The following is a 21,399-nucleotide window of genomic DNA, read 5'->3' as shown; positions in this document are numbered from 1 at the left end:
AGGCATAAAAAAAAGGAGTACCTCCCCAAATGCCGAAATTAGTAAGTGACCAAACAAATTCGAAGGAGGGAAGACTCCTATGTCTATTGTACGACAAGAGAGCCTTTTTAGGCCCCTACGTAGCTACATACAGTTACTCTAATTTTAACACCAAGCAACAACACAAAAACTACGACAAAAGCCAGAAACTAGCAAGGGAACGATTCATTCGCAATAAAACGAGTTTGAGACCGTAGCCAAGCTGAATTGTGTTTAAAAGATCTCTAAAAAAAAGACCTTCTGCGCAGTTGGCCGTAATCAGCGAGACTCCTGAGGAAAAACGGGCCAGCCGAGACCCCGCAGGGCGCTTTTCCCAAGGAGGATTGGCGGTTCGTCCACGGAAAGCGAGCAGATGCAGGCCGACGAAGCTGCAAAAAGATACGCTTTTTTCATTCCCACTTGAAGTCGCATATAGCTCATTCCCTATATAAAATGCAAATTAAAAGAATACCGATTTAATGATAAAAGGGAGCGTAAAATGATTAAGGACTTCGGATAGTCGGAAGTCCTTAACCACTTTTTATTGAATTGACCAGATTTCTAATTCTTCGTCACTTATAATCCACACAGCTTTGTAATTTGATGTTGTATATGTGATTTCATAAGGACCCTTTCCAGTAGCTACAAAATAAAGAGGTCCATGTGTTTCTTCTCCTGCCTCCACGGTTTCACTAAGACGATCATCAAAAGGATAAAGATCCAACTCATTTCCCCATGAGTCTTTTACAGAAAAAAGTCGAGTCGAAGCATAGGTACCATTCGTTCCCGTATTTTCAAATAATATGCCAAGCCTTACAACAATATTCGGTGAATACACTTCATCATTTAATCTTCGAGTAACGGTTGTTCCTCCTGTAATAGTTATAACATCGTTCCCCACTGTAATAGGATCCCTCATCGTAAATGTCCCTAGATCATCGCGTTTTTCTTCCTCTTCTTTTTCCCTTTCTACTCTTCTCTGTTCTGATGATTGATCATACTCAACAATTAATTCGTCCTCTGAATTTAGAAAACGCATAGTTGGCTCTGTCTGATTTTGATAATAAGTAGACGCTTTGTAAGCTTCACGGATGTGGGAATCCGCTATTCTTGCAGCAGAGTCCTCGAAATCTGCATACTCTCCTAAATCTTTCAATGTCGCTTCTACCACTTCATGATCTATCATCCGAATGTGGTCAATATCGTAAATATCATTTTCAGTGAACCAATTTATGTATTGATGAAATTCGTCCTTCGTTAACCTGATTTGTTTTTCTTCCCAATCAAATAAGCTAATCGAAGACCAGTCCCTTTCTGTTGCTCTCCGGCTCACCTCTGGTGAAAGATTTAATTTTACGTTCTTAGCTTCTTCTGTATAAATACTAATATCATAAGTTCCTTTACTTCCTTCGAATTCAATACTCCCTACTGTTGATGGAGATACTTCCTTCTCCCAGACAATGCCATCTGAATCGTCAACAGTTAATACAAGAGTACCTTCTTCAACGGTTGCTTCATAAGGGATGGCTACTTTCCCTTCAGGTTCTTGGTCGAGTGTTAACGTTTTAACATCGTATTCCCCTTTTAAAGATCCAATCGAGAGCTGAACGTTCCCGTCTTTTGTGTTTTTGCTAGTATTTACAGCTACATTCTCACTAAGAAGGAAAATAGTTGTAAAAATACTAACCATTATAACAATCCCAAAGATAATAAAAAAGCGATTCTTATTTCTCAAAGCTATCCTTTCCTCCAATTATTTTTTGTGTGTTCGCATTTCCTAGTAAACTATTTTTTTACTGAATTGTTACTCAAATGCTCATGAATCAATTTCCATTCTCCATTTTCATTTGTTTTGAAAACATTAGTTGCTCTGCCGCTTCCTGTAACAAATTCTCCTTTATAAAACCCCTCATATTTATAAGTGTATGTACAAGTCGCAGAATGATCATCAATTGTCACCCATCTCACATCACTAGCAGTATAAACTTCCTCATGAATAGTATCCCAAGCAGTTTCAAAGTAGTGTTTTATTTCTGCTAGTGATGTGCATGTTTTATCTGTAAACCAATACACAGCACCTGGCTCGATCACACTTTTAACATTGTTAAAATTATGTGTATTTGTAGCATCGATGTAATCTTGAAGTGCTTTTCTATAACCCATTTTAATCACCTCTTCAGTTCCTAGCTTCATGTATTCTATTTTTCTAAACATATATATGGCATTATATTATCATTCCTCCATTCATTTTAACATGTCAATTGGTTATTTATGTCTAAATTGATTAAGCGATTGTAATATAATGGTATATCAGCTTTTGTAGTCCCCACCAATCCTTCTTTCGTTTTCCAAAGACCGAGCCAGCTCTAACCTCTTTCAATCCATATAAAAGCCAAACGATCTTCAACCTTGTGGTCAAACTCCAATCCCAATCCTATATAAAATGCAATAGCCTCCTCTAAATCACTCACCGGTAAATGTGCTTCGTATAATCCTTTTATCATGTTAAAACCTCCTTAAGTAAAAGAGTAATCCTTGTTAAGGTCTCTTCATCACAACACAGTTTGAAGTTTTCTAAGACTATTAGTGGAGAGTGCGCAAAAAATAAGCGAACACTATTAATGTAAGTAGTTCCACTTTTGTAAAGAAAACCTAAGAAACAAACCAATTAATACCATAACTGGCATATGGACATCACATAGCAATTAGTACAGAAAAAAGCTTGAGGATATAGACTACCCTCAAGCTTTAAAGTTATTGTTGTTGTTGTTTCCCCAACGGACTTCCGTTAAGTTAAATTACTCGTTAATTTTAAATACCCTCTCTTTGTTCTTTTCTCAATACTTAATATTTGTTTTAGGAAGTTTTGATACTCATTATTCATTTGCATACCCCTCTGGAATCCGCTGCCTTTTTCCATATCATTCAGCACATTAATTGAACTTCGCTCAGAACATTGTAATCGTTGGATACGCATGTTCTTGCTCTTTTGTATGGTATTCTTTTTCATTATTACCCCTTCATGTCCTTATCGAGCTTTTGTACCCGTTTTTGAACCTGCTGCGGTTTTACTTTCTGTTGTTGAATGTCATCCGACAGGTGTGTTAATTCCCGGTGAATTTTCCAATCCGTTGAAACGCGTATCGTATAATTGGGAAACCGTCCGCTTAAGCTGTCAAACGTTTGTTGACGCAAGGATTTTAAACGAAATCGGTGCCAATGCTCCGCTTCCAAGGTAACAAATAGATCCTGGTCAATCGCCACTGCCTCCGCTCCCGTCACCCCATCCATTGATGTCGCCATTTGTTTAGCGTTTTTTGCTACTGTAGGATGTAGTCTAGGAGATGCCTGCGACTGAGCTTGAGACTTGGACTGGTTCTGAGACCGGCCTTTCTGCCCTTGGGATTGGTCCTTTACTCCTCCCCCTTTGTTGATTGGTTCCGGCGAAGTAGTTAGTAATCGCAGCACATATTCTTTCAAATCCACTATTCTGCTATTCATCGGTTTTTGGTCCGTTCCGGCAATGACCATGGCTACAAGGGTGTCGTTTTTGTGCAACCCACCATGTTCTCCCCCGTCCGGGTGAATCGCAATGCTTTCCGCTTTAAAGGAATGTCCCGGTTTGGCTTCTAGAATGAGGTTATCAACATCATGGCTTTGTATTGCCGTCTCCAATTGATGGAGGACATCCGGATAATCCACATACGAAATATGTTGCTGATCTGAATCGGGATCAAGCGTTAAAATGTCCTTGTTTCCCTCGATCGACCAAGTTTGGTCATATCGATCGGTCCATTCTCCGTCGACATCGGATTGAAATCGTACATATCCCTCGTGATCGGGGCTAACCACATGTACCCAATCGTCCTCACGCCATGCCGCCAGGTCGATACGCTCGTCTTGCATGGCTCGTTCAGCCAAAACCGAAAGTATGTCGGCCTCATGAACATCGTATATATAGGCCATTCGCTGGCTGACCCCAAAGGCAACCTCTCCATGGCTAACCGGTTCGGCCAAGTCCGGAATGGCAAAGTCCGCATACAATTCGTTTAAGTCGATGGCTAAATGATCCTCACCTTCGACCAACTTATCCTGTCCATGATCTCCCAATACAATAAAGATATTTTCCTCCAAAGCCGCTTCCCAACTGTCGTAGGCACTGAGAATTCCCTGGATATATTGGTCCGCCTGTTCCAACCCTTTCCGGTAATGAGGGCTATGATCATGAGTTTCTTTATCATTTTCCGGTAAAAAAACCATTAGAAAATCCGGTTGATGGTCTTGTTCAATTAATTTTTGTGTCACTTCCATGGAATATTGGTCTTGCAACCCTAAGCGGTTAAACACACCATCGGTAAAGTTGGCATCTTGAATGATTGCTGGCTTGGCCAACCGCCCAAAAGCCAATACATTAGGCCCTTTGGTCTTAATTGTTTCTGGTAGATCGGTTAGTTCATCTGTCAACTCGGGTAAGGACAGTTGATGATCTTGATTTCCACGATAAACCAGTGCATTCACCGACCCGGATGTAAGCCCTTGTTCATCTAAATCTTCAAAAATCGTACGCACATCGGGGCTCAAATGTTCATTGTTCAATTGAAATAACGTATCATAAACCCCTTGGGAGAAGCCGTTTTTCATCCACATTTTAAAGGTAGATCCATAATTAACAATCCGATCTTCCTGCGGGTCATACCAGGATAAACCCGGAATCCGGTGCTCGTCTGCCATTTTCCCTGTGAGCAATGTACTTTTAATCGTCACCGACATACTGGGAAAAGGAGAGACAACTTGTTGATCATAATGGCCGTGGTCAATGAGGAACTGGAGAGCAGGAACATCTCCTTCTTCCAAACTCTTGTCCAAGGAGGACCCCATCATGGAATCCAGAATGATCATGACTACCTTTTTATCTGTAAAAGAACTGTCCACTTGCTCTTTAAAGGGTTGCACCTCTCCCTCGGGAGAACAGGCGGTTATGGCAATTACAAGAGCTAAGATTAGGATCTTTTTCAACGTCATCCACCTTCCCTATCTATCATAAAATTATATTTGTGTATATCGTTCCTCGAATAGTCAGGATCATGCATGACGGAAGATTCCCGCTCTCCGACTCATCCACCCGTAGACAGGAAAGAACATCTACATTCCCAGATAAAAAATAGCCAAATCTAGAAGTTAGAGTTTTTTAAATAAACGTATAATGACAGAGGTTATAAAAAAAAATCAAAGTTACAATGGGAGTAAAATACTAATCGTCGCACAAAAAAATACTATTTTAGTTACTTTATCAAATGGTGAGTTAGGATCAAGGAAAAGCTAGATTATTAAATGTTGTATCAACAATTTACAGTTTCATCAGAAATAATGGAAAGCATGAGATTACAAAACAATTTTTCACTTTTCCCAGTATACATTGTTAATGGAATAGTATAACGAGCTGGCTCAAATATCGGGTGCCGTTACTTAGAAATGCTTTTCCTGTTTCCAATTACCCTACAATGAATTATTATTAATCCAATAGTTCAAATATCAAACGTTCAAATCGGCTTGAAATGCATTATAAAAATGCCACCCAGACATTAGTCTGAGTGGCAAATGTTTTATTTTACCCACTATTTTCCGGATCCTGCTTCATCGCATTCTTCTGGTGACGGTAAAACTCATGAAACAGCTTCATGAGCGCTCGTTTTTCAATGCGCGAGACATAGCTTCTCGATATCCCAAGCTCTTTTGCAATTTCACGCTGTGTTTTTTCCTTCTTTAAATCAAGACCAAAGCGGCCAACAATCACTTCTTTTTCCCTTCCATCTAATACATGGATGAACTGATAAATTTGTTTCTTTTCCATATTAAGCTGGATAGCATCCACTACGTCAACTGTTTCTGCTTGCAACACGTCAATAAGGGTAATTTCGTTACCTTCTTTATCAGTTCCAATCGGATCGTGAAGCGATACATCTTTTTTCACTTTTTTTAGTGCGCGCAGGTGCATGAGGATTTCTATTCTAAAGTCAAAGGTGGGGCGTGAAAAAGCTTGTTCATCCTAATATTACTTAATGATGCAGGTTTAATCAATCACCTAACTCCCTAATTAAAATGGGTTATCCATTCACTACCTGTTCCCAATGCCAACCACGTAGTGGACTTTCTCCACCTAGCTGCCAGACATTCCGGGCACATCCGTAAAAAAGACAATCCGCCCTCCGGCAAATTGTCTTTTCTATCAGCGTTATAAGTACTTCATTTTTTCCAAAGTTTTGCCTTATTCCTATAATAACCAGTGTGAAAGGCCGAGATCAAAATCCTGTCTAGTCCAGATATTTTACTAAAACCTCTTAAAGATGTATATCTTTATCTTGGATATAATTCATTGCACTTCCTAAAAAAGCAAATTCACTTTACACTAATGTTGTATAGTTCACTGCTGAATAAAGGGCCGACTTAAGAGAATCTTCTTTAGCTATATTTTTTCCTGCAATATCAAAAGCTGTGCCGTGGTCTACACTGGTACGAATTATTGGAAGCCCTACAGTAATGTTTACCCCATCTTCTATCCCTAATACTTTAATTGGTCCGTGACCTTGATCGTGATATTGGGCAACAACTATATCAAAATCCCCGCGGCGAGCCCGGAAAAACAAGGTATCTGCGGGTAAAGGCCCCTCCACGTTAATGCCTGCCTGTTTTGCTTTTTCTATGGCTGGAATTATCTTTTCTTCCTCTTCTCCAGATCCGAATAGTCCATTTTCTCCCGCATGAGGGTTGATTCCACACACCCCAATACGCGGATTCTCAATACCAGCCCTCTTTAAAGTATCATGAGCCAGACCGATCACTGTCTCCTGCCGTGCAGGATTTATTTTTTCAATTGCATCAATTAGACCAACATGTGTTGTAACATGGATCACTCTTAACCCTGGAGCTGTCAGCATCATCGCATAATTAGTCGTATCGGTGAGCTTTGCTAATATTTCTGTATGGCCTGGATAGATATGACCAGCCTTATGCAGGGCTTCTTTGTTTAAGGGTGCAGTACAAATCCCTTGTATTTCGTTGTTATTTGCAAGTTCGATTGCTGCCTTTAGATAGTCAAACGCTGCTCTCCCCGCTTCAGCAGTTACCTTCCCCCATTCAACCGAATCGGGGACATTATTCAAATCCAAAATAGAGAGCGTTCCATGTTCAACAGTTGTTTCATTAATTGAATCTATTACTCGAATATCGACTTCGGAGTTCGTCACATGTTTCGCTTTTTCTAGTACCTGCTTGTCTCCAACAACGATTGGGTGGCACATTTCGTATAATTTTGGATCTGACAGACTCTTTACAATGATTTCAGGCCCTATCCCAGAAGGATCTCCCATTGTAATTGCAATAACAGGCTTTTTCATGATTTATGTCTCCTTTTCTTTCAAAAACAAATTAATTCATTAATAAGTTGGGTAAAAACGTTACAATACCTGGGAAGAAAATAATTACCAAAATGGAGATAAGATAGATAAAGACAAAAATTAAAATATGCTTCATCATCTTTATTACATTAGTTCCTGCAATCTTGGAAGCCAATAAACTGGACAATCCATAAGGTGGTGTCACTGTACCCAAACGAATAGCCATAACTGTTACTATCCCCGCGACGACAGGGTCTACTCCCAGGGCATTCATAACTGGAAGCAAGAGCGGAACAAAAATCAGCATAGCCGAGTTAGGTTCCATAAATGTACCTAAAATAACATATAACAGAGTCAATATAAGCAAAAATACGGTAGGAGAAAAGTCATTTTCCAACAATACTTGAATTACAGGATCCATTGCCTGGTAGTAAGAAAGTACCCAGGAAAGCAAAGCTGCTGCTGCAATCAAAATATAGATGGTCGCTGAATCTATAGTTGCACGCTTTGTAACATCATAATATTTCTTCCAATTACGCTGTTTTTTAATAAAAAATGCAACAAAGAGAACGTATATAACTGCAATAGCTGCTGCTTCAGTCGCAGTAAAAATCCCACCCATAATTCCTCCGATAACAACCATAAACAAGCTGATAGGAAAAATACTTTTCTGAAGAGCAACAGTTTTAGATAATTCCTCCCCTTCCTCTAAACCTATTAGTTTGTTATCAATTTCGCCTACTTTATTTTTTGCCGCATAAAAATATGCGTACACCATTTGAGTCAGTCCAATGAGGATGCCTGGAATAATCCCTGCCATAAAGAGTGCAGCCACTGATGTTTGAGCTAACGCTCCATATACGATCAGCAGAATACTAGGAGGGATAATCGAGCCTATCGTAGAGGAAGCCGCTGTAACCGTAGCTGCAAACTCCCTGCTGTACCCCGCTTTAACCATAGCGGGAATAAGGAGCCTACCCATTGACGCAACATCTGCTACTGAAGAACCGGATATTGCACCAAAAAATATACTTGTTGTAATATTCATATGGGCAAGACTTCCTTTAACTTTCCCAACAAGTGCTTTTGAAATGTAAATCAAGTCGTCCGTTACACCAGTTAAGTTCATTAGAGCTCCACATAATATAAATAGTGGAATGGCAAGTAAAGTAAAACTCGAGAAAGATTGAATCATAATCGAGCTAGCCTGTGTTAAACTTACTAATGGCTCTAATAATAATGGAATAGAAGAGGCAATGATAATACTAAAAACGACAGGCACACCGAGAAATAAGCAGATAAGGAAGATTGATACAATTGTGAGTAGAATCATTTGTTGTTCACCTCGAATGTGCCTTTATTAAATAACTGTTTAACATTAAATACATGAAAATAAAGCATAAAAATTGTTCCTACTAGAAAGGCGGAGTAATAGTAAGTTAACGATGGTCGAAATGGTAAAAACCGAATTGGAACTAGTTCTGTCCTGTTCATGCCTGCCTCGAATGCCGCAATGCCAATAAACAATAAAATGACTACTGCTGCTAATGTCAGTATATAGACGATAATCTCTTTGATCTTTGCTAACCGTTGACTTAAATACTCTGTGAAAATATCAATCTCTAAATGTTGTTTATCCTTGATTGCCAGAGCAGAGCCCATAAAAACTAGCCACATAATACAGAATTTTCGTATAGCCTCTATCTCGGGTATTGAAGCAAAAAATATATACCTTGCCAGTACTCCAACAAAGAGAGCAATAGACAATAAAAGAATCGCAATTACACTAGTAATCTCCGCTATTGTTACCAAGCTTTTATTCAACCGTTTTATTAGCATGATTCTCTCATCCATTCATCGTTTAAAATAACAGTGTTATAATCAACCCGGAACATAAGAGGGATACATCCCCCACTCTACAAACTGTATATAATATGTTTTCAGGAGACTTCTTACTTAATCAAAAATATCTACGACAATATCTTCAATTCCAAGTTCCTCTGCTGTTTCCATCATTTGATCTCTAGATATTCTGATAAATTCTTCTTTGTCTGGTTCTGTAAACGTGACACCAAATTCTGTCTCTAATGTCTCTGCATATTGTTCTGCTTCTTCAAACGCAAGCTCTGTATACTCAGGTTGTATACGCTCTGAAGCTGCTGCGATAGCCTCTTTATGCTCGTCTGATAAACTATCAAATTTCTCTCCATTCATGACAACGAAACCCAACGTTAAAATATGTTGTGTTCTTGCGACATAATCGCCAACTTCAGCGAACCGATTCTCAATCATAGAATCTAAACTATTTTGCGTCCCTTCTACGACTCCTGTTTGGAGTGCAGAGTATACCTCACTGAAGTCAATATTTTGAGGGCTTGCTCCCAATAGCTGCCACCATTCCATCTCCACTGCAGAGCCGCCACTTCTCATACTTTTTCCATTTAAATCTTCTATAGATTCAATTGGGAAGGTGCTCAAAATATTTCTCTCCAATCCTCCGATGTACATTACAGTTTCCAAACCTGGATTATCACGAATTAGGCCTTCAAAATAGTCTAATCTATCACTCTCATTAACGATGTCATTAAAATGCTCCTGATCTCGGAACAGATAATTACTTGCCAATATATCAAAAGCTGGCTCATGCTCAGAAAACCATCCTGTATCTGAGTAAATAATATCGATGTCTCCAGAGATAACAGATTGATAGATACTAGAGGCATCTCCTACTTGCCCTCCTGTATGAGCTGTGACGGATATTTCTCCGTTACTCTCTTCCTCCACAGCTTCCGCAAACGCTATAAAGGCTTCTCCTATTAGAGTTTCAGATGGATTAATTGTAGCAGCCACCAATTCAACTTGTCCTTCATTATCATTTGCATTTGAATTGTTATCAACATCCGCTCCTGCATCCTCGTTACCATTACAAGCGACTAACACCCCTGCCAAACCTATAGTTGTTGCTATAGAATATAGCTTCTTACTCATCATAATTCCTCCTTTTTCTTTTGGATTACTTTAGCTTCCAAACTGTATGTTGAATGTGTTGGCGTAAAAAAGTAAAGGTTGTATGCAAAAGCTTATCCTCACTCTCAAGAATTGATGGATAAGAAAATTCCGGGTAATCAATATTGGATGAAACGGAATTCTCGTCCGCCACAAGCGCTATTTCCTCCCAGGAAGTTCCACCATCTGTAGATTTTGCAATTTTAAGCGGGCTTCTTACCACCCCCCATATTGCACTTTTAAGCATCGCCTCATCAAGGTTCAAACTATCCATATCCTCTTTTTCAAACCAGGGCGGTCTATTCTCCTTTGGAGGTGCAATCTCTGCATTTACATGGTTGTAAATGAGGAATATATTCCCATCCCCTGATGAAACTGCTTGAATCGAGGCGTTGTTGTTCGGTAAGTCGATTCTTTCGGGATTGGTCCATGTTTTTCCTTGATTAGATGATGTTGATTTATATACTGCATCCGCTTTTCTGCTTCGGAAAAATGCAACAAGCTCGTTGTTACCGCTTACAATCGACATATGCACAAGTCCTTTGCTTTCTGGAACCTCATACTCTAACCAAGTTTCGCCATTATCTTCACTTACCTTAACTACACTATAATCGTCCCCTAAAAAGCCATTTGATGACTTCTTGCTATAGTATGCAGGCAGAATGAGAGCTCCATCATTTAGAACCAGTGGAGGGTTTCGTACAAATGATCCTGGAGTATCAAATAAAACAGAGGGTTCACTCCAAGTTGCCCCGTTATCAGTTGACTTACGAACGTAAACTATAGCAGAATCTTGATGAATGTCATTTTGTGCTGTATAAATTAGCCATAGCTCGTTTTTGGGTGAAACAAAAAGAATTGGATTTTGTTCGGAACGTGTAGAATCCCCTTTAAATACAATAGGATCCTCCCACTCCTGCTTACCTTTTGGTAATCTTGAACATAAGATGGAAATATCTGCTTTTCCCTCCCTGCTTCCACCAAACCAGCAACACAATAAATCTCCATTGTTTAACTGAATTAAATTTGATGCGTGATTATGAGAAAACGGGGTTGGTATTTTTGTCGATGATACCTGTGTTACAGTCATTATTGGCCACCTCTCTACACTTCATTTAGTTAATTCATATATGTCCCGCCGTTGACATTAAGTGTTTCTCCAGTTACATAGTCTGATAATGACGATGAGAAAAATAAGATGGTACTTGCAATTTCTTGTGGTGTTCCGATTCTCTTTAATGGCATACCAGCCAAAACATTCTCTCGGTATCCCTCACTCCATTGCTTAGTCATATCTGTTTCTACAGGCCCTGGACAAACGGCATTTACATAAATATTGTATTTTGCATATTCAGCTGCCAAATGCATTGTTAAATAATTTACTCCCGCTTTCGCTGCTCCATACGATGGAGCAGCGTTTTTGTGCGGTGTTTTTGATGCTTTGGAGCTTACGTTTACGATCTTGCCTTTTTCTTGTGCAACCATGTAAGGAAGAACCTCTTTGCAAAAGGAAAACACTCCATTCAAATTCACATCCACTACCTGCTTCCAATCCTCTAAAGATGTCTCGTGCGTTAAGCTACGGCTGTTCATACCAGCATTATTTACTAGAATATCAATCCGTCCGAAGGATTTTATCGCCGCCTGGACCACACCTTTAGCAGTAGCTGGATCTGAAGCATCTCCTGTCACTACTATCGCCCTGACTCCAAATTCTTCGTTAATTAATTCCTTTACTGCCAGTAAACGCTCTTCATCCCTTCCGCTTAATACAACGGAAGCTCCTGCACCAGCCAATGTGTAGGCGGTTTGTTCTCCAATCCCTCGAGAGGCTCCAGTAATAAACGCTGTTTGATGAGTTAAAAGACCGTCTATCGTCCCTTTTACATTCAAATGTCACCCCACCTGCCTATAAGTTGTTAAGAACTTTCACCATTATTTCCTCTGACCCAAAGTTTCCCGCCTTTGTAACAACCCTCATATCTTCATTAGACTCTATACCGCAAACAGGGACACCTTTCTCCAGTTCATCCAGGAGGAGTAACCGATTGATGCCAATTTTCTTCAATACTTTTTGTGCGGTTTCCCCACCTGTGAGAAACAATGTTTCAATAGAGAATTTGTTCAAAATACGATGTGTATGTGTGCCTAAATTTTCTGCAATAAGTTCTCCTACCTCCGCCATCGTTCTCCCATGTTCTTCACTAAACGTTTTACTTTTTTGCCGATCCGCAGATGAATATAGAACAATATGTTTTTCTTTTGCAAGCCCCTCTGAAACTTCCGATACAATCCAGTCTTCCTCAGCCTGTTCCTTCGAAAAAAAGTCAATTTCGATTGCTTTCACGCCGGCTTCTTGAACAAGTTTATCAAGTTGCCTGCGACCTAGCTGACTCATACTTCCAATGACAAAAAGCTTTGGTATGTTTGTTTTTTTAAGCTTTGGAAGCTGTGGCTGCTTGTTATATCCAAATTCTTTAGGCAGATGACCGAGTAAGCCCGCAGACCCTACGCAAAAATAAGTATAAGGCTGTTTCTTGATCAGTCTTGCGATTTTTTCTAAATCATTCTCACAAACACAGTCAAAGGTTACATAGGCGATTCTATCTCTTTTTAACTCCTTCAGTTTCGCAATAAACTCGGCGTCTCCAATATCCAGGTCTTCTGCATAAAAATGATGGATAGTCTGTTGAGATTGGGATGATATTAGCTCTTTTATATTCGAGGTTCTAATTGGATGAGTTGGATCTTCCGATAGTTCAGTATCCTGTAAAATCCTCCGATTAAGCATATGGTAACCGTTAATGATTTGCCGACCATTTGCCGGGTGCCCAGGGACGATAAATACGAAATCAGGAATGATATAATCATAAATTGCATCAATTTCGGTCCCTATGTTTCCACGCATTGTAGAATCTATTTTTTTGTAAATGAGAGTGTTGCGCTCCATTAACTTACTAGATCTCAGAAAGTCCGATAATTGTTGATACGCAATTTCCGAATCTAATAAACGTGTATCAGTGTTAATAACAACATTTTCCTGAGCGGATATGGTGGATATAGGCTCCATCATAACAGAGGGTTGCATTGCGTATGGCACGAGTTGGAACCCTGTATCACAGGCTCCTGTTAAGTCATCTGCTATGATTGTGAAATTCATGTTGACCAACCTGCCTCAAAGTAATTTTTTATATAAAGATTCGATTTCTTCTACAGATAATTGTTTAGGATTATTATTTAAAAGCCTTGTAACCTTGCTCGCAGCTTCCGCTAAATGTCTAATATCCTCACGCGACACACCAAATTCCTTCAAATCCTGGGGAATATTTAAGAGATGTATCCATTCCTCAATTTGTGCGATTACTTTATCCGCTGTCTGGTCAAGAGTGTCTCCCTCCCGATAAATCGACATTGCTTTTGCTACTGCCGGCAGTCTCTCCTTCATTGAATCAAGATTAAAGGAAGTTACATGAGGCAACAACATTGAATTAGCTACACCATGAGGTATATTAAACTTTCCTCCAAGAGGGTATGCCAAGGCATGTACCGCTGCTGTACCTGCACTAGTTAGAGCCATACCTCCATACATAGAGCCCATGAGCATTTTTTCCCGTGCTTCAATGGAAGTTCCATTCTCATACGATTCAACAATACTCTCACTTATTAATCGAATTGATTCTAACGCAAACACGTCACTAAACATATTAGCTTTATTTGAAATGTACGACTCAAAGGCATGAGTAAAGGCGTCCATTCCCGTAGCAGCTGTATATGGCTTGGGCAGCCCGGTTGTCAGCGAAGGGTCTATTATGACAAGAGATGGTAAGAAAAATCTGCTCACTATACCAACTTTAAGCTCCTGCTCCGGAATTGTTACAATTGCATTTGGAGTTACTTCGGATCCTGTTCCTGCAGTTGTAGGAACCATTGCGGTTGGTATACCTTCCTTTTTTACTTGTTCTCCATTTAAAAGTTCTTGGACGGTAACTTCGTTTGTATGAAGTACCGATAGGAGCTTAGCTGCATCAAGAACACTTCCCCCACCTACTGCAACAATATAATCAAATTTTTCGGATGCATACTCATTTGCCAATGTTTGAATACTTTCTACTGTAGGTTCAGGTGTTATAGACGAAATCGTTGTTGTACGGATTTCCTCCCTCTCGAACTGTGCGTAGACAGAGTCAATTAATCCTAGCTTAATGAGCCCTTCTTGGGTCACAATTAGAACAGAAGAAAGATTCTCTGTTCTGTTTTTTAACATGTCCAGAACACTATCTAGCGATTTGTCTCCCGCTACTAAATAGTCCGCTGTCTGAAAATGATACAATGCACTCATACTCCCCAACCTCTCTTCTCGTATTGTTTTAACAATTCTTCGATCTCCCTTGTCAATAATTCGTCAGCCTCCATAACAGGTGCTCTTGGTGGTCCTGCCGGAATGCCACGGTATTCTAACATTTTTTTATAAGCAGCAGGGACTGTGGCTTTTGCTGAAAGCGCTCTTATATCACGCAACGCCTCCTGCGCCTCCTGGGCCTTTACATAATCTCCGTTCTTCCAATTGTTATAAATCGATAATGCTATATCAGGGAATATGTTTGCAGTTGCAGCAACTGCACCGTCTCCCCCCGCAAGCAGAGTCCAATAAATTAACGAATCTGTTCCAGATAAAACAGTAAAATCTTCATCTGTCCTTTCGATATATTGGAGGATGTTATCAAAATTTCCGCTACTATCTTTAATCCCTTTTATGGTTGGTACCTTGGACAATTGTTCAACCGTATCTGGTGAGAGCGATACTCCTGTACGGGAAGGCATGTTATACAAAATAATTGGCAGTGTTGTTGCATTAGCAATGTTTTCAAAGTGAGCAATGAGCTCATTCTGCGAGGGTGGATCAAAATATGGTGTAATAATTGAAAGTACATCCGCACCTACATCCTCCATCCGTTTAGAAAGCTCAACAACCTCCTTTGTGCTATTTCCTCCCGTTCCTACTGCAACTGGAATTTGCCCGTTTACTTCTTCTACAATAATTGAGGCTAACCTGACCTTTTCATCTTGTTGTAGAGTAAAAAACTCTCCGTTGGTACCAAGAGTAAATAATCCGTGCACTCCCCTGTCGATGAGTCGTCGAACGAGTTGGCGAGTAACATTTTCGTTAATTTCGTGCTTTTCAGTTAGTGGAGTTAATAATGCTGGTACAATTCCACTTAGCATAGTGTCACCCCTTAAGCGTTTACATTTTCTTTGTTGATTGTAATTATAGGGAGGATAGATTCAATTTACAACTATTTTTTAGAAAATAATTTATATTTAAAAATTTGTGTTTAATTATTAAACATACTGTTTTTACTTTTATTATAACTAAGCTTTTTTACTCAACAAACCTAAGCACCTGTATATAATTTAAAGGGTGTCCCACTTTGGAACACCCTCGGTATAAGCTCTAAACTTGGTTAAGTTTTCGCCAAAGTGTAGAACGAGTAATACCCAATCGATTTGCCGTTCTTGTTTGATTTCCATTCTCTTGTTCTAACACCATTTTAATAATATCAATTTCTATTTGAGCTAATGGCTGATTTAAATGGATTGATGCGTTATCAAGTGTTTTACACTGAAGACACCCATCAACTTCTTCGATAAATTGCCCTTCTGTCCGATGAACCAATTCTTTAACCGTTTCTCTTAGCTCAATAAAATTTCTCTCCCACGGATGATGACACAGCTTTTTTAATGCCTGCTCTTTAACACCCACAATTTGTTTTCCATATTTTTCATTATAATACAAAATAAAGGTATTAATCGCCTTCTCTAAAGAAACCGGGCGATCCCTTAACGGATCAAAAATAATCTGCGGTGATGTTAAAGCACTCGCAAGGCTTGGATCGATAAAATTATCATTCTTTAACTTGTAGCTTGAGTCGCCAGGAAATGAAATGAATAGTTGGGCCTTTAATTCCTTCATAACTGTTTTTAGTTTTTTCTGCTGACTATTTGTGATTGTTTGAATCCCTTTTAAATGGATAAACGAATGAGCCGACTCTTTTTTTATTAGTTCTATAAGACGATTAAATGTGGCTATTGATGGGCGAGATAATTCCACTTCCAGAATAGTACCATCCTTTTCCATATCCTCAAAACCATGAAATAAATAATGTACAAACATTCGTTTTCCAGTTCCTTCCTCCCCAATTAACAAAATCGGCTTCTTCTCTTTAAGGAGGGAGGTTGCAACGTCACGACCTTTCCTAAACACTTCATCTTCTAACAAGTAATATGGAGTTGAATCCATTAGTCCACGTGAATACGTACAAACGATACCATTATCGTTGAACTTCCGCTCTTTACCCACCTCGACATAAATAAGTGGATGGCTATTTTCTGTACTGATCCTTCCCGTATCCAGAGAAAGAACTTCATCAAATTGTGTTATTCCTAACTGAAAGTGCAAAGGGCTATTCGACTCCAATTCTTCAACAACTGTTTTTAAATACGGAACTTGTTGATACGTATTACTCCCTTGCTTCATTGTAAGCTTACTCATCTTACTAAACATACTATTATTAAAGACTAGCGTTCCATCTTCCTCTATAAGGCAAACCCCTGCCTTTACGCGGTTTAAAAGGTGCTCAAACAGAATATTTTTCGATCGAAACATCATAATTTCCTTATTCATACTTTCAATCTTTTCAAATGCTTCGAGAACAGATTCCCTTCCTGAAGTTATTAATACCCCCTGCATCCCCATGCTGTTTGCAAGCCGGACGGTGACAGCGTCTCCTACTACAATACGTATTCCTTCTTCTGAGAGGCGTACTAGCGTCCGCTCCACCTCCTCTTCCTTTTCGATTGTGTGATAGCTCATTTCTACCTGGATTACAGATGCAACAGTTTCAAAGCTATTAATTATACTCTCGAAGCCTACCATGCCGATTTTTGTATTATAACTTTTTAGTAAGGCTAAGATCCTTAAAATATCATACCCTGAGATATTTATTTCAATTACTGGTGAATCAACATACTTTCTAAGCAACTTAGCGGTACCACCTCTACTTACAATATAATCAAAGTTAACTCCTTTTCGTTCATATTCATCAATAATAGCCAAGCTTTCCTTTAAATCGGCCTGATGTACTGTAACCTTAAAAGGAACAAGCTCCTTTTTAATTTCTTTTGTAAGAATTGCTAACCCTCGATATGGGGCAACTACTAACACGTTTATTGCCATACTTCTATTTACCTCCTTCTGATATATTAAGAAAACAAGTAGTTTGCGAGATAAATTGTTCCTGTTACCGTAAGGGAACTAAAAACAGTTGTGTATAATACAGTCTCTGACGAAAATGCTGCCTCACTTTGATATTCTTGTGCCAGGACTGCACTATTGACAGACGTAGGCATGGAAGCAGCAATAAGCATTACTTTAGCTATCACGCCATCAAAGCCAAAGACAAATATGATAATCAACGCCAACATCGGTCCAACGAGCAGCCGAATAGCCACACTCATCAAGAGAATGAGATTCCAACTAGTCCGGGCGAGTGAACCAACTTGTGCCCCTAAAGTCAAGAGCGCAATTGTTACCATCCCATTTGCAATGTAGGTGGAGGGAACTAATATTACATCTGGCAAGCTAAAAGAATATATATTAAATAAAGCGCCCAAAATTAGTGCATACAGAATCGGCATTTTCAAAAAACCATATAGTGCCTCTTTTATATTGTTTTCAGCTGACTTTAATGTAACAATTCCATAGGTGAACATCAGCATATTCTGGAGTGCAACAAACACTACCTGAATTGACATTGCCATTCCGTCCCCTTTAAACACTAAGTCATTGACTGGGATCCCATAGTTACCTGCGTTGTAAAAAAGTGCTCCATTAGTTATAGCTGTTTTTTTTCCTGCTGGTATAGAAAGCGCTTTCGAGAATAGTCTTACAAAAAGGAAAATTGCAACTGCATAACTCAAAAAGAATACTACAATTGAGATAACGATTTCTGAAGAAAACGCTGTTGAATATATTGTTACAAAAATAAACGCTGGGACAAAGACATACACGTTCAATTTCGTTAACACCCTGACATCCGAGTAAACCTTTCGCTGGAATATAAACCCAACACCAATTAACACAAAAATTGGCAAAATTACCTGGCCAACAATAAATACCAAATAATTCAAAGAGTACACCCCCTCTACCCTTATTAACTCATCATATCGTTATCTTAGCAAAGAGGTGGTATATTTTGAAACAAATATTTATAAATAACAATCAATTTATTTAAATTGTTAAATTATTAAACTAACTCACTCCAACATCTATCTTCAAGATTTTCAGAAAGTGAAGTTACAAGGAAATATAGGATCTTAACCAGAAACGTTCTAATGGGTTGGGTCGAGCTTTATAATGGTCATTAAGCGCTTAAAGATGACAGGCCAAGGGAAACCACAGATGAAAAAGCGACATAAACAAAAACAGGCCCATGACGGCCTGTTTTTAATTTGGTTATCCCGAAATGTAAATCTAAGCCATATTTTGCTGAGTAGTGTTTAAATGTTATCACGTTCACTAACGGCATCAGCTGTAGCTGATCGATAATAAGAGAGACAAAAGGTTGTTTTTGTTTAAAAGTTAGTCTGATACTTAAAGTACAAAAGATAGTAATCTTCTATACAAAATCCTTAACCTGGTTATCTGCATGAAAATGTTCCCAAAAAATCTTCCAGAAGATATTTTAATAAGTATTTTAGATGAAAGCTCTGATTATTTCACACTAGCGACGATCTCTTATTACATGAGCTCAAATAACAGAAAATATAAATACAAAAATTTAAAAAAACAAATAAATAAAATTTTATTAAAGAAACTTAATGAAATTGAAGAATTTATTAAACATAATAGTCTAAAGGATTTTTTACTTAGTAAAGACTTTTACTTTGTCCACGATTTTGCCTCTTCAACATTATTATTTAAAGAAACGAAGGAAAAGCTTAAAGAAATTCAAGATCAAATAAACGCAGCCCACATTAATTTTGAAGAAAATGGATTGTATAATTTCTTCTTAGATTTTATTAAAGAGCATCCTGAACCATTTATGAGATGGAATGCAGATGAAAAAACAATCGCAAGAGAATTCTTTACTAATTCATTAGTGCAAAGTTCAGGTTATTAGTTGTTTTCAGCTAACCATCATTAATTTCTCAAAGACCAATTTAATAAGTAAAACCAGCTACAAGTTCTTTGTAGCTGGTTTGCTTTATTGTATTAAGCACTTTCTTTAAAACTTCTAAGATTTATTGTACTGAAAATATTACAATGTTATTATTTCAACATTGTAATTGCAATCTACTCTTATTTCTTTAACTATACTTCTAATAATATCCCTCTTATTTACAATATTTAATCTATCAGTACCATGTGATAAATAATAAGTGGTTGCTTTTTCTAAGAGTTTCGTATTAATTATGCCTTTTCCTTGTTCTTCTTTTAACTTTGTTTCTATTTCTTTTTTATCTTTTAATAAGTTAACTTCTTTTTCTTTCAACTCTTTTAATTTGTCACGTACATCAACTTCTTGAAAAAATTCATCACTTGTTAATAAATTTATCAACCTGTTTCGTCCAGTTTTAATTCTATTTAATTCTATCCCTATTCGTTCTAGAACCATCTTTTCATAAGAATGTTGACTGTCTTTAAAATCATTTAGTGATTCTATTAGTTCCTCTGGATTATTTAACCATCTAATTAACTCATTCCACACTTCATCATCCAACTTTTCACAATTAACCCTATTTCCACAGCCTTTATTTTTAGCTCCTGCTGTATTTTTCACATCCGTGTATTCTCTATGATAGGATCCCCAGTTTTTTGCTCTTCTGCCTGTCATGGTATTTCCGCATTCTTCGCATCTAACCAGGCCGCTTAATAAGTATTCGTGCTTGCTGGTCCCTCTCCAGCGTCTTCTAGATTCTTTTAATATTGCTTGAGTATGTTCATACTGTTCTATTTCAATTATTTTAGGGCAGGGAACCTGAATCCAATCCTCTTGAGGTCTTGCTGTCATTTTTACTTTGTCACTAGATCCATACTTATTAGCAAGCATTCCCTCGGTATTCCAGCGATTCTGGAAAAATTCCCCTACATATGCTTTATTCATTAAAATTTGCCTGACAACCTGCCTATGCCACTGCTTCGCATTCCTCTTAGTTGGAATCCCCTGATTAGTTAAGTATCTAGCTATCCCATTAATTCCTTGAACATCACTTTTAGGAGATGTAAACAGTTCAAAGATCGTACGAACAACACTCGCTTCATAACTATTAATAACTAGCTGCTCTTTTTCCTTGTCGTAGTCATAACCGTAGATTTGATAATCACGTATTACTTTTCCTTGTCTAGCCTTCTGGATACGTCCACGACTCATACGTTCCGTAATTTTTTTCTTTTCAAATTCCGCTATAGCCCCTCGAAGCTGATAAAAAAGCATCCCTTCTGGAGTCCTTTGGTATTCACCGTTAACAAATACCAGTTCCACTTTCTTTTCAATTTCTTCGGATACTATAAGCTGATTCATGAGCTTTCTGGAAAGCCGGTCAGGATCCAGACAAACAACTTTGCTTAAAATCCCTTCCCGTAAATCCTGGCGGAGCTTGTTTAACGCAGGACGATCGAGGAACTCTCCTGAGAGCCCCCGATCCACGTATTCTATTACCTCACTAGTCTGTGCTTTCTCCCTGCAGGCCCTCAGCTGTTGCTCCAGGCTGTACCCGCTTCTCACCTGTTCCTCCGTCGATACTCGAGCGTAAATTCCGATTGTCATGATGTTCTGGTTGCTCCTTCCTGTAAAGTTCTTTCAAATAGTGGTAAACATTTGAACGAGCTTTTTTCGAAAGATCCCCTTCTATGATGCGTATGTTCACGGACTTTTCCCTCCTCGCACTAACCTATGTAGTGAGGGAATTGTCCCATGCGCTC

General features: G+C 38.6%; 18 protein-coding genes and 1 pseudogene. 1 reads left to right on the top strand and 18 read right to left on the bottom strand.

All coding sequences use genetic code 11. The annotated features are described in order from the left end of the window. Positions 1–559: 559 nt before the first annotated feature. The 16 genes and pseudogenes from CDZ94_RS00185 to CDZ94_RS00105 form a co-directional block, all read right to left on the bottom strand. Complete coding sequence (locus CDZ94_RS00185) at positions 560–1,753, bottom strand: hypothetical protein (RefSeq protein ID WP_096434495.1); 1,194 nt, start codon at positions 1,751–1,753, stop codon at positions 560–562. Positions 1,754–1,803: 50 nt separating this feature from the next. After that, complete coding sequence (locus CDZ94_RS00180) at positions 1,804–2,181, bottom strand: YybH family protein (RefSeq protein WP_096440453.1); 378 nt, start codon at positions 2,179–2,181, stop codon at positions 1,804–1,806. 203 nt (positions 2,182–2,384) lie between these two features. Next, positions 2,385–2,522: a hypothetical protein gene (locus CDZ94_RS00175; protein ID WP_342587606.1), complete on the bottom strand. Its 138-nt coding sequence runs from the start codon at positions 2,520–2,522 to the stop codon at positions 2,385–2,387. Between the two features lie 508 nt (positions 2,523–3,030). Beyond that, positions 3,031–5,034, bottom strand: a complete 2,004-nt coding sequence (locus CDZ94_RS00165) for an alkaline phosphatase family protein (RefSeq protein WP_245415689.1) — start codon at positions 5,032–5,034, stop codon at positions 3,031–3,033. Between the two features lie 592 nt (positions 5,035–5,626). Beyond that, a pseudogene (locus CDZ94_RS00160) lies at positions 5,627–6,022 on the bottom strand (sigma-70 family RNA polymerase sigma factor); the annotation flags it as partial. A gap of 397 nt (positions 6,023–6,419) precedes the next feature. Beyond that, positions 6,420–7,412 (bottom strand): 4-hydroxythreonine-4-phosphate dehydrogenase PdxA, encoded by a 993-nt coding sequence (pdxA, locus tag CDZ94_RS00155; RefSeq protein WP_096434489.1) that lies wholly within the window; start codon positions 7,410–7,412, stop codon positions 6,420–6,422. Between the two features lie 31 nt (positions 7,413–7,443). Next, positions 7,444–8,745, bottom strand: a complete 1,302-nt coding sequence (locus CDZ94_RS00150) for a TRAP transporter large permease (RefSeq protein WP_096434487.1) — start codon at positions 8,743–8,745, stop codon at positions 7,444–7,446. Beyond that, a complete protein-coding gene (locus tag CDZ94_RS00145; RefSeq protein WP_157911683.1) occupies positions 8,742–9,251 on the bottom strand; it encodes a TRAP transporter small permease in 510 nt (169 codons plus the stop codon). Before CDZ94_RS00145 ends, CDZ94_RS00150 begins: the two co-directional genes overlap by 4 nt. A 117-nt stretch (positions 9,252–9,368) precedes the next feature. Then, positions 9,369–10,400: a TRAP transporter substrate-binding protein gene (locus CDZ94_RS00140; protein WP_157911682.1), complete on the bottom strand. Its 1,032-nt coding sequence runs from the start codon at positions 10,398–10,400 to the stop codon at positions 9,369–9,371. Positions 10,401–10,425: 25 nt separating this feature from the next. Next, positions 10,426–11,508 carry a sialidase family protein gene (locus tag CDZ94_RS00135; protein WP_096434481.1) on the bottom strand — a complete coding sequence of 361 codons (1,083 nt, stop codon included), beginning with the start codon at positions 11,506–11,508 and terminating at the stop codon, positions 10,426–10,428. Positions 11,509–11,537: 29 nt separating this feature from the next. Continuing rightward, positions 11,538–12,311, bottom strand: coding sequence for an SDR family NAD(P)-dependent oxidoreductase (locus tag CDZ94_RS00130; protein ID WP_245415688.1), 774 nt, complete (start codon positions 12,309–12,311; stop codon positions 11,538–11,540). 16 nt (positions 12,312–12,327) lie between these two features. Further along, positions 12,328–13,578, bottom strand: coding sequence for a four-carbon acid sugar kinase family protein (locus tag CDZ94_RS00125; protein ID WP_096434479.1), 1,251 nt, complete (start codon positions 13,576–13,578; stop codon positions 12,328–12,330). Positions 13,579–13,593: 15 nt separating this feature from the next. After that, a complete protein-coding gene (locus tag CDZ94_RS00120) occupies positions 13,594–14,757 on the bottom strand; it encodes an iron-containing alcohol dehydrogenase (protein ID WP_096434477.1) in 1,164 nt (387 codons plus the stop codon). After that, a complete protein-coding gene (dapA, locus tag CDZ94_RS00115) occupies positions 14,754–15,641 on the bottom strand; it encodes a 4-hydroxy-tetrahydrodipicolinate synthase (protein WP_096434475.1) in 888 nt (295 codons plus the stop codon). Before dapA ends, CDZ94_RS00120 begins: the two co-directional genes overlap by 4 nt. A 229-nt stretch (positions 15,642–15,870) precedes the next feature. Further along, entirely contained in the window at positions 15,871–17,652 is a 1,782-nt protein-coding gene (locus tag CDZ94_RS00110) for a PrpR N-terminal domain-containing protein (protein ID WP_096434473.1), read from the bottom strand. Positions 17,653–17,678: 26 nt separating this feature from the next. Beyond that, on the bottom strand, positions 17,679–18,605 hold the full coding sequence (locus CDZ94_RS00105; RefSeq protein WP_096434471.1) for an AEC family transporter: 927 nt from the start codon (positions 18,603–18,605) through the stop codon (positions 17,679–17,681). 518 nt (positions 18,606–19,123) lie between these two features. On the opposite strand from CDZ94_RS00105, the gene CDZ94_RS00100 reads away from it, so the two are divergent. Then, positions 19,124–19,597 (top strand): hypothetical protein, encoded by a 474-nt coding sequence (locus CDZ94_RS00100; protein ID WP_096434469.1) that lies wholly within the window; start codon positions 19,124–19,126, stop codon positions 19,595–19,597. A 138-nt stretch (positions 19,598–19,735) separates the two neighbouring features. Here the strand turns inward: CDZ94_RS00100 and CDZ94_RS00095 are convergent, their stop codons facing one another. Together CDZ94_RS00095 and CDZ94_RS21615 are read right to left on the bottom strand one after the other, a co-directional pair. Continuing rightward, positions 19,736–21,202: a recombinase family protein gene (locus CDZ94_RS00095; RefSeq protein ID WP_245415687.1), complete on the bottom strand. Its 1,467-nt coding sequence runs from the start codon at positions 21,200–21,202 to the stop codon at positions 19,736–19,738. Continuing rightward, positions 21,141–21,344 carry a hypothetical protein gene (locus tag CDZ94_RS21615; protein WP_230895030.1) on the bottom strand — a complete coding sequence of 68 codons (204 nt, stop codon included), beginning with the start codon at positions 21,342–21,344 and terminating at the stop codon, positions 21,141–21,143. Before CDZ94_RS21615 ends, CDZ94_RS00095 begins: the two co-directional genes overlap by 62 nt. Between the last annotated feature and the right edge of the window lie 55 nt (positions 21,345–21,399).

This window comes from Alteribacter populi, from assembly GCF_002352765.1.
GTDB lineage: Bacteria > Bacillota > Bacilli > Bacillales > Salisediminibacteriaceae > Alteribacter > Alteribacter populi.
The sequence above is the reverse complement of the archived record's forward strand: the minus strand, read 5'-3'. Positions and strand labels throughout refer to the sequence as shown.

Excerpts from the sequence above, each read along its gene's own strand:
- CDZ94_RS00180 (WP_096440453.1), bottom strand. The coding sequence starts at position 2,181 with ATGGGTTATAGAAAAGCACTTCAAGATTACATCGATGCTACAAATACA.
- CDZ94_RS00175 (WP_342587606.1), bottom strand. The coding sequence starts at position 2,522 with ATGATAAAAGGATTATACGAAGCACATTTACCGGTGAGTGATTTAGAG.
- pdxA (WP_096434489.1), bottom strand. The coding sequence starts at position 7,412 with ATGAAAAAGCCTGTTATTGCAATTACAATGGGAGATCCTTCTGGGATA.
- CDZ94_RS00150 (WP_096434487.1), bottom strand. The coding sequence starts at position 8,745 with ATGATTCTACTCACAATTGTATCAATCTTCCTTATCTGCTTATTTCTC.
- CDZ94_RS00145 (WP_157911683.1), bottom strand. The coding sequence starts at position 9,251 with ATGCTAATAAAACGGTTGAATAAAAGCTTGGTAACAATAGCGGAGATT.
- CDZ94_RS00140 (WP_157911682.1), bottom strand. The coding sequence starts at position 10,400 with ATGAGTAAGAAGCTATATTCTATAGCAACAACTATAGGTTTGGCAGGG.
- CDZ94_RS00135 (WP_096434481.1), bottom strand. The coding sequence starts at position 11,508 with ATGACTGTAACACAGGTATCATCGACAAAAATACCAACCCCGTTTTCT.
- CDZ94_RS00125 (WP_096434479.1), bottom strand. The coding sequence starts at position 13,578 with ATGAATTTCACAATCATAGCAGATGACTTAACAGGAGCCTGTGATACA.
- CDZ94_RS00120 (WP_096434477.1), bottom strand. The coding sequence starts at position 14,757 with ATGAGTGCATTGTATCATTTTCAGACAGCGGACTATTTAGTAGCGGGA.
- dapA (WP_096434475.1), bottom strand. The coding sequence starts at position 15,641 with ATGCTAAGTGGAATTGTACCAGCATTATTAACTCCACTAACTGAAAAG.
- CDZ94_RS00110 (WP_096434473.1), bottom strand. The coding sequence starts at position 17,652 with ATGGCAATAAACGTGTTAGTAGTTGCCCCATATCGAGGGTTAGCAATT.
- CDZ94_RS00100 (WP_096434469.1), top strand. The coding sequence starts at position 19,124 with ATGAAAATGTTCCCAAAAAATCTTCCAGAAGATATTTTAATAAGTATT.